Source organism: Nocardia sp. NPDC049935 (genome assembly GCF_055586645.1).
The window spans coordinates 226,911-240,162 of record NZ_JBVJHV010000007.1; the positions used below are offsets into that span (position 1 = coordinate 226,911).

The following is a 13,252-nucleotide window of genomic DNA, read 5'->3' on the forward strand; positions in this document are numbered from 1 at the left end:
CTCAGACAACGGATTGTTTCTCCGTCGCCGGGGGTTCGGTATCGGTCGCGGCATCGGGCACCTCGGTGCCGCGCAGTGAGGTACCCGCGGTCTCCCGCAGGAAGAACCATGCCACCAGGCCGATCAGCGAGGCGGCCACCATATAGAGGGCCGGGAACAGATTCCAGCCGGTCCCCTCGATCACCGCCTCGTTGACCAGCGGGGCGGTCCCGCCGAAGGCGGCGGTGGAGATGTTGTAACCGAGGGCGAAGCCCGCGTACCGGACGTGGGTCGGGAAGATCGCGGGGAAGGTCGCGGAGATGGTCGACAACTGCGGCACGTACAGCAGACCCAGCACGACGAAGCCCACGATGGCCCAGCCGGTCCCCACGCCCATCAGCCAGTACATCGGGACCGACAGCACCGCGAGACCGATCAGCGAGGTCAGCCACATCGGGCGGCGGCCCACCCGGTCGGACAACCTGCCGAAGAACGGCACACACGCCATCATGATCAACTGGCCGATGAGCATCATGGCCGTGGTGGTGGACTCGTCGAGGCCGATCGTCTTTTCCAGATAGGTCGGCTGATAGGTGAGCAGGGTGTAGTTGGCCACGTTCAGCGCGATGACCAGCCCACCGAGGGTCAGCAGTTCGCGGCGGTAGTCGGTGAGCAGGACGCGCAGGCCGGTGTCGGGGTGCTCTTGCTCGTTGACCTCGGTGAACACCGGCGATTCGTCGAGTTTGGTCCGCAGGTACCAGCCGATGGCGCCGAGCGGGACCGCGATCAGGAACGGGATCCGCCAGCCCCAGTCGTGCATGGCGTCCGATCCGAGGATCAGCTGGCAGAGCAGGACGACCGCCGAGCCGCCGACGAAGCCGCCGAGGGTGCCGAACTCCAGGAAGCTGCCGAAGAATCCGCGCTTCTTGTCCGTGGCGCATTCGGCCAGATAGGTCGCCGCGCCACCGTACTCACCGCCGGTGGAGAAGCCCTGGACCACGCGCAGCAGGATCAGCAGGATGGGCGCGAGCACCCCGACCTGTTCGTGCGTCGGCAGGACACCGATCAAACCGGTGGCCGCGGCCATCATCAGGATGGTGGTGGCCAGGACGACCTTGCGGCCGACCCGGTCGCCGAGCGGACCCCACACCATGCCGCCGAGCGGGCGGAGCAGGAAAGAGATGGCGAAGCCGAGCATGGTGCCCAGCGTCCCGAGATCGCCGGGGAAGAAGGCGTCGGTCAGGTAGGTGGCCGTGGCGGCGTAGACGCCGTAGTCGAACCATTCGGTGGCATTGCCCATGGCCGAGGCCGCTACCGATTTCTTGAGCTGAGGTGCTTCTAGTGGTGGTGCTTCCGGCTGCTGGTCCGTCACGGTCAGTCCTCTCCGGCGTACGCATCCGCGTCGGCCCGGCCGACCCAGAACGTCGCGCTCGCCGGCGACCGGGTTCCGGCGAGATATCGACTCCAAACCGTTACCCGGCATATGCCCCGGGTAAACGCCACGCCTGCCCGAGGGCCACCACCGACCGGTTCCGATCAGCTACTTCCCAGCCTATGTGAAGGGCCTCACAGGTGCGGTGATCCGGGTCGCCGGCGCGCGTCCGCCGGCGACCCGGTGTCCGGTATATCCGGTTCGGAAATCCGGCTCCGATCAGGAGATCTCCTCGCCGACGACCACCTGGGGATGCTCGCGATGATTCACCACCGTCAGCGGCAACCGCAGGGCCGCGGGCGCCGTGGCGGGCACCGCCGGCGACACCGGGGCCACCGGCGCGATCCGCCGGTACGGGTCGTCGAGCGGCGGGCGCGGATCGGCCTCGCCCTTGTTCGGCCACAGCGCCACGGCGCGTTCGGACTGCGCGGTGATGGTGAGCGACGGGTTCACGCCGAGGTTGGCCGAAATGGTGGAGCCGTCGATCACATGCAGGCCCGGGTGCCCGTACAGGCGGTGATAGGGATCCACCACGCCGGTCTCCGGGCTCTCGCCGATCACGCAGCCGCCGATGAAATGACCGGTCATCGGGATGTTGAACACACTGCTGCTGGCGCCGCCGGGAATTCCGTCGATCTTGTCCGCGACCCGGCGGCCCACATCGTGACCGGCCGGAATCCAGGTGGGGTTGGGCGCGCCCTCACCCTGGCGCGTGGTCATCTTCCGGCCGAACAGCCCGCGTTTGGTGTAGGTGGTGATCGAGTTGTCCAGCGACTGCATCACCAGCAGGCCGATCATCTGCTCCGACCAGCCCCGCGGGTTGTGCAGATGCGGCAGATCCCGGCGGTGCCGCCACATCTCACGGAACCAGAGGCGGCGCTTGGACACCCCGGGCTCCTCGTCGACCATCACGCTGCCCATCAGCGAGATCACATTGCTGCCCTTGCCGTAGCGCACGGGTTCGATATGCGTATCGGCATCGGGATGGATCGAGGAGGTGATGGCCACCCCCTTGGTGAAATCGGTGTTCTTGTCGCGGCCGCGGATCGCGAGCAGTTCCTCGGAGTTGGTGCGGGACAGGTAGCCCAGCCGTCCGGAGATATTCGGCAGCGATCCGGAATCGCGCAGTTTGTGCAGCAGCCGCTGGGTGCCCAGCGACGCCGCGGAGAAGATCACCTGCTCGGCGGTGTAGGTGGTGCGCTTCTTGCGGATCCAGCGTCCCGTGGTCACGGTCTTCACCGCGTAGCCGCCGCCGGGCAGCGGCCTCACATCGGTGACGGTGCGCAGCGGGTGCACCGTGGCCCCCGCCTGCTCGGCCAGGTAGAGATAGTTCTTGACCAGGGTGTTCTTGGCATTGTGGCGGCATCCGGTCATACATTCGCCGCAATGCGTACAGGTGCGCCGGGCCGGGCCGGCCCCGCCGAAATACGGATCGGCGACATCCTCGCCGGGACGGGCGCCGGGCCCGCCGAAGAACACGCCCACCGGGGTGCGCTGATAGGAGTCGGCGACGCCGAGTTCGGCGGCGATCTCGCTCAGCACCCGGTCCGGCGCGGTGGTGGCCGGGTTGGTGGCCACGCCCAGCATGCGCTTGGCCTGGTCGTAGTACGGTCCGAGTTCGTCCTTCCAATCGGTGATATGTGCCCACTGGCTGTCGCGGAAGAATTTGTCCGGGGGTTCGTACAGCGTGTTCGCGTAGACCAGCGACCCGCCGCCCACCCCGGCGCCGGCCATGATCAAGGTGTTCTTCAGCAGGGTGAGGCGCTGGATTCCGAAGCATCCGAGAAACGGGGCCCACAGATACTGTTTGGCGCGCCATGAGGTCGCCGCGAATTCGTCGTCGGCGAACCGGCGGCCGGCCTCGAGCACGCCGACCCGGTAGCCCTTCTCGGTCAGCCGCAGGGCGCTCACACTGCCGCCGAATCCGGAGCCGATCACCAGGACGTCGTAGTCGAATGCGGGACTGGAAGCGGAACTGGACATTCATCGAGACTATGGCCTGGATCACCCCGCGGGAAATATACCCACGGACACAAAATCGACATTTGCGGCCAACCCGGTCGGCCGCGACCACGCGGGGAGGCCGCGGCGAGTGGACTCATCCACCCGGCCCCGCCACCGGCCGCTGCCCTTGGCCGGCGCCGTCGGTCCCCGCGGGCGCACCGGGATCCCAGGCGGCCTCCGCCCCCGGTCTGCCGTGCTCCACCACGAACGAGGCCCGGGTGCTCACCGGCGCCCCCGGTTCCCGGATATAGGGCACCACCCGGAAATCGGTGCGCCACTGCCGTTCGTCCACTTCCACACGCAGATAACCGCGCTGACTGTTGAAGAACTTCATATCGGGATTGGCGGCCAGCAACATCCGGCCGCGCGGAGTGAGATCGGCGCCGTCCCGGCCGGTGGTGATCGAGGTACCGGTGAACTCGGTCGCCACCACCGGCGACCCGGCATCGCGGTAGTCGCCCCGGATATCGGCCACATAGTTCTCGTGCCGGTCACCGGTGAGCACGACCAGATCGCCGCGCCCGCGCGCGGCGGCCGCGGCGAGAACGGCGTCGCGATCGGCCACATAACCGTCCCAGGCGTCGGTGCCCACTACGACGGCCGGACCGGGGTCGTGATCGGACTGGGCCATCGCCACCTGGTTGCCCAGGATCTGCCAGCGCGCGGTGGACCGGGTGAGCCCGTCGATCAGCCACTGCCGTTGGCCCGCACCCAGAATCGTGCGGTCGGCGGCGAATCGATCGGGACAGTCGGTCACCAGATTGGCGCCGTCCCCGCAGACCAGCGGCGAACGGTACTGGCGGGTGTCGAGCATGGTGAGATCGGCCAGCGAGCCGAAGGAGTAGCGGCGGTGCATCCGCGTATACGGCCCCGACGGCAACTGGCCGATCCGCAGCGGCAGATGCTCGTACATCGCCTGGAAGGCGGCCGCCCGGCGGCGCCGGAACAGCGCGGGCAGCAGATGGATATCGATACCGGCGCCGGGCTCGAAACCCGCCCAGTTGTTGTCGATCTCGTGATCGTCGAAGGTGCAGACCCAGGGGAACGCGGCGTGGGCGGCACGCAGTTCGGGTTCGGCCTTGTAGTGGGCGTAGCGCAGCCGGTATCCGGTCAGATCGGTGGATTCCTCCCGCAGCGCCCACGGGATCTCGACACCCACCCGGCCGCGCGCCCACTCCATCTCGTAGATGTAGTCCCCGAGATGGACGACCAGGTCGAGGTCCTCGTCGCACAGATGCCGGTAGGCGGTGTAGTGGCCCGAACTCCAGTGCTGGCAGGACGCGACCCCGAACCGCAGCCGATCGACCCGGGTGCCGGGGGCCGGGGCGGTCCGGGTGCGGCCGACCGGTGAGATCGCCGAACCCGCGCGGAAACGGTAGAAGTACCAGCGATCCGGGGCCAGCCCCCGCACTTCGGGATGCACACTGTGCGCCAGGTCCCGGGTGGCCACCGCGCTGCCGCGGGCCGCGACGCGGCGGAAACGCTCGTCTTCGGCGACCTCGTACTCCACGGTGACCGGGGCGCGGGCGGTAGACGCGAGACCGTCCGGAGCGAAGGGGTCGGGTGCCAGCCGGGTCCACAGCACCACCCCGTCGGGCAATGGATCGCCGGAGGCCACGCCCAGCGTGAACGGATCACCCAGCAGGCGCGGCGCCCGGTAGGGCGCGCTGCTCACCAGACCGGCCCCGGCCAGTACGGCGGCCGTTGCGGCCGTGCCGGTCTGCAGAAGCCGGCGACGGGTCAGGACCATGACCCCATTATCGCGCGAACCGGACAAACCGCCGCCACACGGGGCTTCCCGACCGGCCGTGGACCCGGGGGTCCGGCCGGTCGGGCACCGCCCTAGAGATCGGCGAAGCACACCACGAATCGACGCTCGTCGTAGACGAATCCATTATCGGCCGAGGGGCACGCGTTCACGTTGTTGGTCTCCGGCAGAATGCTGACGACCCGCATCGCGCCGGGTCCGCATTCGATGCGCTGCGGCTGATCACCGGAAACGTCCACACAACTGCCGACGACCCAGTCGATATCGAGACAAAGGGCCTTGTCGGCGACGGTGTGAGTGGTATCCGCGTCGGCCGGGCAGGCGGTGCCCGGCGGGCCCACGCTGGTCACCTTGTACCGGGATTCGCTACTGCCGCAGGCCGCCTCGGTGACATCCTTCTCACCGAAGCCGCTGAGACATTCCCCGGCCGCGACCTCGACCTTCGGCGGCGCTTCCTTGGCCTCCTTGTTCATCTCCCCCGCGATCCCCGACGCCGGCGGCGTGGTGGTCGGGGCGGCGGACGAGGAAGCCGCCGGGGGCGGCACCGCCGGAACCGCCGGCGCCTCGGTGGAGGCGACCGCTCCGGTGGTGCCGGTGGGGGTCGGCGCCGCGAGCTCCGCGGTGGGCTCGTCGCCACCGCCCGCGGTGGCCAGCAGTGCGGCCACACCGATCCCCAGCACGATCGAGGTGACCACGGCCGCGATGGCGATCGCCGCCGCGGTCGCCCCGACGCGCGCGCGTTTGTCCTGCTGCGAGAGCGGCGGGCGACCGCCGTCCTCCTGCTCCGGCTGGGTCACGGCTCCCCGCGCAGGACCGCCGTCACGGCGTCGCCGAACGGCTGGCCACCCATGATGTAGCCGCCGGCCACCGCGCCCACGACCAGGCCGATCGGACCGGTGATGATGCTCAGGAAGCCCAGGCCGACGAGGGCGCCGAGCAGCCCGCCCACCACCGCGCCCACCGCGACACCGGCGACGTTCTTGTTCAGTTCGTCGGTCAGCCGGGCCATCGAGCTGACGGGCCGCATCTCGCCGATGTTCTCCGCGGTCACGGTCGGGGTCAGTTCGAGGGTGGTGCCGTCGGCACTGATCTCGTGGGCGACGGCCATCTCGCTACCGGAGACGTCGTACTTCAGCGGGACCTCGGCCACCACGGCTCCGCTGACGGCTTTCAGGACCGCCTTGGCGCCGTCGGGAGCCAGCTCGAACAGCCCGTCGCGGACCTCGGTGGTGATCGTCTGCGTCTTCTGGTCGACGCTGGTCTCGTAGGCGACGCCCTGGTCGACGCCTTCGCTCTCGAGCACGGGAGCCGGCGCCGCCGGTTCGGCGTGCACCGCCCCGGCGGAAATTCCTACAGCGGCGACGGCCAGAAGTGTGGTGGCGGCGAAAGTGCCGAACTTCATTACGTTCAATTCCTTCTCACGTGGACCGTCCGGGAGGCGGGCGGCTGCGATTTCACTTCGCGCACAGGACCATACCGATATTCCGACTTACCGTGCATATCCACAATTAACCGGATAATTGATCATTTAAATTGCTGTCCAATAACCAAATTACCGGGCGGTAATTCCCCGAAATCCCCCGTGGCAAAGGTTATAGGCCGATGCCATATCCGAGAACCCGCCGGGAGCCGGTCCGTCAGCATTCCCCTGGCAATCAACCGGGGCCGATAACGTTTACGCACCGTTATTCACGCGCAGGCGCGCGCGTGTTACACCCACCGGCCGTTCCGCGCCCACTTCGTGACCCGGCCGGGCTGTGCCGCGAGGTCCGGGCGTGCTGCACTACTCACAGGAGTTTCCACCCGCAGGCACCGCCGAGGACCGGAGACGCGCCATGACCCTCTTGCGCATCGGGATCACCGCATTCGCGATCACGGCCGCGGCCGCCGGTTTCGCGCCCGCCGCCTCGGCGGAGGTGACCGGCGTCCGGGTCACCGGTGGATTCGGCCTGGGTTTCATCCAATACGGCGTGGGCTGCACCTACACCGTGGTCGCCGCCGGCGATCCGGGCAGTGGGATCACCCTGCAGGACTGGGTGAACGACAGCCCCGGCGGCGGGACCTTCGGTCCGGTCACCGAGGACGAGCCCGGTATCTACACCGCGGACTGGCGCCCCGCGGTGATCGGCCGCCATATGGTGTCCGCGGGCCCGGACCGGTTCCGCGAAGGCGCGTCCACCGTGGTGAATGTCGAAGTCGGCCACGATTTCGGGCTGGTCTGCCTCACTCTGCCCCAACGGTTACGCCTGCCGTTCTGACCGTGCGGCGCCCGCCGCGCCGCAGGTGCACGCCCCTTCCAGTGCGCTTGACACCGTCCGTAGTTCTGACAGACTGCGACGAAATTCGCGCGCGGGCCCGCGGGCGGGTCGGACGAAGGGATGGCGGATGGGTGTCTACGCGGTCACGGGGGCTGCCTCGGGGATGGGCAGGGCGGTCGCCGACAAACTCACCGCACAGGGCCACCGGGTGATCGGGGTCGATATCCAGGAAACGGAGATCGTCGCCGATCTGTCGACCGCCGCGGGCCGCCGCACCGCCATCGAGGGTGTGCTCGCCGCCGCCGGCGGCCATCTCGACGGGGCCGTCCTCGCCGCTGGTCTGGGCCCGGCGCCCGATCCCGCCCGGCTGCCGGTGATCGCGGCGGTGAACTATCTCGGTGTGGTGGAACTGCTCGACGGCTGGCGACCGGCACTGGCCGCCGCCGGTGCCGCCCGGGCGGTCGTCTTCGGCAGCAACTCCTCCACCACCGTGCCCGTGGTGCAGAGCCGTACCGTCCGGGCCTTCCTGGCCGGCGATACCGAACGGGCCGTCCGCACGGTCCGGATGTTCGGAAAGCAGGCGGGGCCGTTCGTCTACGCGGCCTCCAAGATCGCGGTGAGCCGCTGGGTCCGCCGCCACGCTGTCCGGCCGGAATGGGCGGGGGCCGGAATCCGGCTCAATGTCATCGCGCCCGGCGCCATCCTGACCCCGCTGCTGGAACGCCAGCTCGAGTCCCCCACGGAGGCCAAGGCCGTCCAGGCCTTCCCGGTGCCCACCGGCGGCTACGGTAAGCCCGAGCACATCGCCGAATGGGTCGGCATGATGCTGTCACCCGCGGCCGAATTCCTGTGCGGCAGTGTTGTTTTCGTCGACGGCGGCACCGACGCCTACTTCCGCCCCGACGATTGGCCGCGACCGGTACCGCTGCGTCGCATCGTCGGCTACGCGCGCCGGTTCCGCGGTTTCAGCCCGACCCGCGCCGCCCCGGAAACGCCCGCCGAGTAGGCCCGCTCACCCCGGCTCGCCGGGCAACTGCAACGCGCTGAACCAGATCCAGTCGAGCGTATCGAGCAGGGTGGCGAATTCGATCTTCTCGCCCTCTACGAACACCAGATAGGCCATCTTGCTGACCATGCTGGACAGCGCCAGCGCGGTGACCCGCGGGTCCAGCCGGGCCGCCACCATGCCGCGCTCCTGCAGGTCCCGGATCAGGGCGGCGTTGCGGTCGATGAACGCCGACGCGCGTTCGGCGCGCAATGCCGCGAACTGGGGGTCGATCCGCGATACCTGTTCGAGCACGGCCATCAGGCGGGCATTGCGCCGATACGATTTCAGGTATTCCCGGTTGGCCGCCGAGATCCAGTCGCGCGGATCGGCGCTGCCGCCGCGGACCCGGACGTCCGGATGCAGCATCTCGTCGCGGACCTGGGCCACGACCTCGGCGAAGATCTCTTCCTTACTGTCGAAATAGGTGTAGAAGGAACCCGCGGCCACCCCGGCCGTCCGGGTGATATCGCCGATCCGGGCGTCCAGGAACCCGTCGGCCTCGAAAACCCGGCGGGCCGCGTCCACCAGGGCGCCGCGGGTGCGTATCCCGCGCCGGCTCTTGGGAGCCGGCCGTACGGACCCGCCCGCCGCCGAAACCGCCGCCGACCCGGGAGAACCACTGCCTTCCTGGGCTTTCACCGGCTGCTCACTGTCATCGAAGGGTTGTCCGGACCGGCCGGAATCCTAACAGCCGGGCCCCGGCCGCCCGGGGTACCGGTATCGGGATGACCTGCCACGACACCGGTCAGGAGGGGAACAGGCGGCCGGTCGCCAACGTGGTGACGCGGTCGTCGTTACCGGAGTCGCGCAACGTGGCCCGCCCGACATCGGCCCGCAGCGACGCCTCGGCGACCACCGGACCCACCCGCGCGGGTTGCAGATAGCGCAACCCGAGGGTGCTCAGGGTGGCGCCGGGCGCCAGCGACAGCATCGCCTCCTCGGCGGCGAGGGCGATCAAGCCGCCGTTCACGGTCCGCGAGGCGTTGAGTCCGTCGTCGGTGCGCGGCAGCACCGCGGTACCGGGCGCCGTCCGCTCGCATCCGGCCCGTTCGGCCAGCGGTATCTCGAGCAGTCGCCCGGAGACCGGCATATCGAGGCTGAGCTGCTCGGGCAGCCGCAGTTCCTCGTTCGGCGACACCATGAACGATCCGCCGCCGAAGGCGAACGGTTCGCCGTCCACGGTCCACTCGACCTCGGCCACGAACACCGAACGGCCCGCCTTGATCTTGCGGCCCACCGCCCTGACCTCCCCGGCCTCCGGCGCCGGGCGATACAGGTGCACATCGAGTTCGAGGGTGACCGGGACCCGCGGACCCAGCGTGAGCGCCGCCAGCAGGCCGGTCACGGTATCGGTCCAGGTGGCGAGCACCGAGGTGCGCAACCGGCCGGTGCCCGGCACATGCATCTGCGGGGTGACGGTCGCCGCGCCGTGCAGTTCGTCGCCGCGCAATGTGGTCGCGAAGCCCAGCTCCAGCAGGATGTGACGCCGTCTGCTCGGTTCGGTTCCGGTCTCCACCGTCATGGGTAGCCTCCTCGTGCCCGCCCTGGTACGGCACCGGACCCACGCCGGGCCGACCGGACATATCCAACGTATCGGGCGGCGGCCGCCCGCGCCCGGGCCACCTCCCGCCGATACGCGCCGCGGCGCGGCCCGGTTCAGCCGGCGGCGGCCTCCGCCGCCGCGCGCGCCTTGCCCAGTTCGGCCCGCGCGATGGTGAGTTTGTGCACCTCGTCGGGACCGTCGGCGATACGCAACGTCCGCAGATGCGCGTACATACTCGCCAGCGGGAAATCCTCGGTGACACCCGCCGCGCCGTACACCTGGATCGCCCGGTCCACGATCCGCAGCGCCATCACCGGCGCGGCGATCTTGATGGCCGCGATCTCGGTGCGCGCCTCCTTGTTGCCGACGGTGTCCATCATCCACGCGGTCTTCAGGGTGAGCAGCCGCGCCTGTTCGATATCGATCCGGGCCTCCGCGATCCAGTCCCGGATATTGGCCCGTTCGCTGACCTTGCGGCCGAAGGTGGTCCGGGACTCCGCGCGCGCACACATGAGCTCGAGCGCCCGCTCGGCCATCCCGATCGCCCGCATCGCGTGATGGATCCGGCCCGGGCCGAGCCGCGCCTGACTGATCGCGAACCCCTCACCCTCCCCCTTCAGCACATCGGTGACCGGTACCCGCACATCGGTGAACTCGATCTCCGCGTGCCCTTCGCGGTCGACGTAACCGAACACCGGCAGATTGCGCACCACCCGCACCCCGGGGGCGTCGATCGGCACCACCATCATCGACTGCTGCCGGTGCTTCGGAGCGTCCGGATCGGTTTTGCCCATCACGATCAGCACCTTGCAATTGCGGTGCATGGCATTGGAGGCGAACCATTTGCGGCCGTTGAGCACGTAGACATCGCCGTCGCGCTCCATCCGCATCTCGACGTTCGTCGCGTCGGAGCTGGCCACTCCGGGCTCGGTCATCGCGAACGCCGACCGGATGGTCCCGTCGAGCAACGGCTCGAGCCAGCGCTCCTTGTGCTCCTGGGTACCGAAGAGGGTGAACACCTCCATATTCCCGGTATCGGGCGCCGAACAGTTACACGCCTCCGGCGCCAGCGCCGGGCTGCGGCCCATGATCTCGGCCAGCGGCGCGTACTCCAGATTGCTCAGCCCCGGCCCCCACTCCTCGTGCGGATGGAACAGATTCCACAACCCACGACTCTTCGCCTCGGCCTTCAGATCCTCGAGGATCCGCGGATGATGGTGCGGATCGGCGGCCTCGGCCATCTGCTCCGCGTACACCGGTTCGGCGGGGTAGACGTGTTCGTCCATGAACGCGAGCAGGCGCTCCCGGTACTCGCGGGCACGGTCGGTCGAGGTGAACAGTTCCACTCAGAACTCCGATCTTCGGGGCGCGACTCGATGCGCCGGGGCAGCCGTTCGCTGCTCCCGACGGTAATCGAACTTGAATCCGGATTCAATAATTTGGGAGCAGCTCCGCTGCTCGAGGTTCGGCCCTCCTGAGCGCCTGCTGTCAGCACTCGAGACTCGCGGCTGCGCCGCATGCGCTTCGAGTGCTGACAGCAGGCGCGGGCCGAACCCTGGACAGTTCCGGGGTGATCCTGATCCGGCACACTTCTCGTGGTAGGCGGCCGGTGGGTGAGCATTCGCTGAACCTGGGTATGGAGTCTCTCTGGTCTTGTTTGCACCTCGGCGGTTGGTTGGGATGGGGGGTGTTTTCCGCGGGGGGCTTGAAGGATCTGGGGGCGGGCGGGGGCTCGCCGGTGGGTGGGCCGGGCCGGCGGGGGTCAGTGGGGGCGGGGTATCGGATCGGGGGTCTGTGCGCGGGGCCGGTGGTATGCCGGGCCCGCGCACGGACCTCGATGGTGACGTCAGGCGCGGAGCGCGGGGGGTAGGGCGGGGTCGTCGTGGCCCAGCAGGGGGGCGCCGGGCGGGAAGGTGACCGGCAGGGCGGACAGGGAGCGATGGAAGGGGCCGGGGCGCCATACGGGCTCGTCGTCGGGGAAGGCTGCCCGCATCTCCGGTAGGGCGTCCAGCAACTCGTCGATGGCTCCCTCGGCGATCATGTAGGCCAGCGACTGGGCGGGGCAGGCGTGCGGGCCCAGGCCCCAGGCGAGATGGGCGCGGTTACCGGTGAGCTCGGAGGACCGGATCTTGGGATCGTTGTTGCAGGCGGCCATGCTGATCACCACGGGCTGGTGCGCGGGCAGCCAGACGTCGTCGAGCAGGATGGGCATCCGGGGATAGGTGATGAGCAGGTTCGCCAGCGGGGGGTCGTTGAACAGCACCTCGTCGAGGGCGTCGCGAGAGGTGAGGTTGCCGCCGAGGACGCTGCCGCCGAAACGTTCGTCGGTGAGGATCAGCAGCAGGGTGTTCACGATCAGGTTCAGCTCGAACTCGATCCCGGTTCCGTAGACCTGCGAGACATGGTGAGAGACCTCCTCCTCGGTGAGTCCGGCGGGATGCTGCAGCAGGACCGAGGTCATATCGCTGTCGGGTTCGGCACGTTTGAGCAGCACCAGATTCATCAGGGCCTCACCCAGTAACCGGCTGCCCTCCTCGGCGTCCACTCCCTCGAGCATGGCGGCGATCCCGGCGGCCACCTGATGGCCGATCTCGGGCGGGCTGCCGAGCAGATAGTTCATCACCTGGAAGGTCAGCGGGAACACGTACTGCTGGATCAGCTCGGCCGCGCCGTCACGGCAGAACGAATTGATCAGCGGGCCGGCGATATTCGAGACGACGCTGTGGATGGCGTACATATCCACTTCGTCGATACTCGCGGTGATGGCCTGGCGATAGCGCAGGAACTCCTGCCCGGCGCACCGGCTGGCCATGGGGCGCCACTCCAGCAGCGGCAGGATCGGGCATTCGGCCGGAATATCCTTCTGCCACACCCGCGGATCCGCCGGGAAGCGGTCCGGATCGTTGAGCACCTTCAGCGCGGTCGAATATCCGATCACCAGGGTCGCCGGCACCCCCGGGGCCAGCTCCACCGGTGCCAGGGACCCGTAGCGCCGCCGCAACTCCCGGTACACCCGGTGCGGATCGGCCGCGAACTCGGGAACGTAGAGCGGTACCCGGGGATCATCGGAATCCACCGGTGCGCCGTGCACGAGCGGGGCCTGTGCGTGCCTTCTGTAATCCGAGGTAGTCAAGGACGAGACTCCATGCCGTCGTATTGCGGGGTCACTGGTTTTCCAGCGACCTGCACCGGTTCGAGCCTCCTCCTGCGATACTGCCGA

11 protein-coding genes are annotated in these 13,252 nt (G+C 68.8%); 2 read left to right on the plus strand and 9 right to left on the minus strand.

The window, feature by feature from the left end; all coding sequences use genetic code 11:
- Nucleotide 1 precedes the first annotated feature (1 nt).
- The 5 genes from ACZ6SF_RS25930 to ACZ6SF_RS25950 form a co-directional block, all read right to left on the minus strand.
- On the minus strand, nt 2-1,351 hold the full coding sequence (locus tag ACZ6SF_RS25930; RefSeq protein WP_466065274.1) for an MFS transporter: 1,350 nt from the start codon (nt 1,349-1,351) through the stop codon (nt 2-4).
- 279 nt (nt 1,352-1,630) lie between these two features.
- Entirely contained in the window at nt 1,631-3,394 is a 1,764-nt protein-coding gene (locus ACZ6SF_RS25935; RefSeq protein WP_466065276.1) for a GMC oxidoreductase, read from the minus strand.
- Between the two features lie 115 nt (nt 3,395-3,509).
- On the minus strand, nt 3,510-5,165 hold the full coding sequence (locus tag ACZ6SF_RS25940; RefSeq protein WP_466065278.1) for an alkaline phosphatase D family protein: 1,656 nt from the start codon (nt 5,163-5,165) through the stop codon (nt 3,510-3,512).
- Between the two features lie 92 nt (nt 5,166-5,257).
- Nucleotides 5,258-5,980, minus strand: coding sequence for an LppU family putative lipoprotein (locus tag ACZ6SF_RS25945; protein WP_466065280.1), 723 nt, complete (start codon nt 5,978-5,980; stop codon nt 5,258-5,260).
- On the minus strand, nt 5,977-6,585 hold the full coding sequence (locus ACZ6SF_RS25950; RefSeq protein WP_466065282.1) for a DUF8020 domain-containing protein: 609 nt from the start codon (nt 6,583-6,585) through the stop codon (nt 5,977-5,979). The genes ACZ6SF_RS25945 and ACZ6SF_RS25950 overlap by 4 nt, the downstream gene beginning before the upstream one ends.
- A gap of 433 nt (nt 6,586-7,018) precedes the next feature.
- Between ACZ6SF_RS25950 and ACZ6SF_RS25955 the strand changes: the two genes are divergently transcribed.
- Nucleotides 7,019-7,441: a hypothetical protein gene (locus ACZ6SF_RS25955; protein WP_466065283.1), complete on the plus strand. Its 423-nt coding sequence runs from the start codon at nt 7,019-7,021 to the stop codon at nt 7,439-7,441.
- A gap of 127 nt (nt 7,442-7,568) precedes the next feature.
- Nucleotides 7,569-8,447 (plus strand): SDR family oxidoreductase, encoded by an 879-nt coding sequence (locus ACZ6SF_RS25960; protein ID WP_466065284.1) that lies wholly within the window; start codon nt 7,569-7,571, stop codon nt 8,445-8,447.
- 6 nt (nt 8,448-8,453) lie between these two features.
- Here the strand turns inward: ACZ6SF_RS25960 and ACZ6SF_RS25965 are convergent, their stop codons facing one another.
- From ACZ6SF_RS25965 to ACZ6SF_RS25980, 4 genes are all read right to left on the minus strand, one after another.
- Nucleotides 8,454-9,128 carry a TetR/AcrR family transcriptional regulator gene (locus ACZ6SF_RS25965; RefSeq protein WP_466065286.1) on the minus strand — a complete coding sequence of 225 codons (675 nt, stop codon included), beginning with the start codon at nt 9,126-9,128 and terminating at the stop codon, nt 8,454-8,456.
- Nucleotides 9,129-9,234: 106 nt separating this feature from the next.
- Complete coding sequence (locus ACZ6SF_RS25970) at nt 9,235-10,011, minus strand: PaaI family thioesterase (RefSeq protein ID WP_466065287.1); 777 nt, start codon at nt 10,009-10,011, stop codon at nt 9,235-9,237.
- A 134-nt stretch (nt 10,012-10,145) separates the two neighbouring features.
- Nucleotides 10,146-11,372 (minus strand): acyl-CoA dehydrogenase family protein, encoded by a 1,227-nt coding sequence (locus ACZ6SF_RS25975; RefSeq protein ID WP_466065569.1) that lies wholly within the window; start codon nt 11,370-11,372, stop codon nt 10,146-10,148.
- 506 nt (nt 11,373-11,878) lie between these two features.
- Nucleotides 11,879-13,108, minus strand: coding sequence for a cytochrome P450 family protein (locus ACZ6SF_RS25980; protein ID WP_466065289.1), 1,230 nt, complete (start codon nt 13,106-13,108; stop codon nt 11,879-11,881).
- Between the last annotated feature and the right edge of the window lie 144 nt (nt 13,109-13,252).